Below are 725 nucleotides of genomic sequence, written 5' to 3'. Positions count from 1 at the left end.
CATGCATCCTGCAAAGTCGAAGGCAAAATCGTAGGCGAAATCGCTGGAAACGGCTTTTGCTTCGGAATTCCTCTGGGCTCGGGGTGATATCTTTTCCGTTTTCATCCAATATTTCCAGAATTCTGGTTGTCCTGATACATCCGATTGTTTGAATAAACGGCCATTCTTTTTCCGTTTTAGAAAGATATGACACATCACTGCAGACAACGCATCTGTTCCAGCAGGGCATTGGCAATGCAGGCTGCCACAAAGGATTTTCCTGTACCAACGTCGCCCCAAAGCAAAAGGCCAAGGTTTTCCGTCTTGACCTTTCTCCATTCCGCAACATATTTCTTTGCCCATCTGATCGTGTCTGTTTCCTGCGCTGTATCAAACCGCCAATCTAACAGATGCCGTTCCTGGATCCCTGTAGATTTCATCCGCTGGATCTGAATCATCTGTTCCCTGGCTTCCGCCTCCTCTTTCTCCCGGCGCATTTCCTCCTGCTTACATTTGCATACACAGGACAGCGTGCGTATCTTTCCGAGGAACATCTTCCTGCACTGTACCGGCGTATGGCATTTTTCGCAGTAAAGCAGTCCGTCTTCAGACAGATATTCGCCATCGTTCGGCTCTGTCTTTGTCTCAAGCCGATCCAGGAACCCTTCCAGAAACTCCTTCATAAGCCTGAATTATTCACCGATATACGGTGAAGACGGCTAAAAGCCGCATGTTTACTGTGAATC

1 protein-coding gene is annotated in these 725 nt (G+C 47.9%); it reads right to left on the bottom strand.

Annotation, left to right across the window (positions count from 1 at the left end; all coding sequences use genetic code 11):
• Nucleotides 1-194: 194 nt before the first annotated feature.
• On the bottom strand, nucleotides 195-662 hold the full coding sequence (locus CSX02_RS11125) for a P-loop NTPase family protein (RefSeq protein WP_189281548.1): 468 nt from the start codon (nucleotides 660-662) through the stop codon (nucleotides 195-197).
• Between the last annotated feature and the right edge of the window lie 63 nt (nucleotides 663-725).

It is taken from the genome of Agathobacter ruminis (genome assembly GCF_002735305.1).
Taxonomy (GTDB): Bacteria; Bacillota; Clostridia; order Lachnospirales; family Lachnospiraceae; genus Roseburia; species Roseburia ruminis.
The sequence above is the reverse complement of the archived record's forward strand: the minus strand, read 5'-3'. Positions and strand labels throughout refer to the sequence as shown.

Bases quoted from the DNA above. Each gene is read 5' to 3' on its own strand.
- CSX02_RS11125 (WP_189281548.1), bottom strand. From the start codon at position 662: ATGAAGGAGTTTCTGGAAGGGTTCCTGGATCGGCTTGAGACAAAGACA.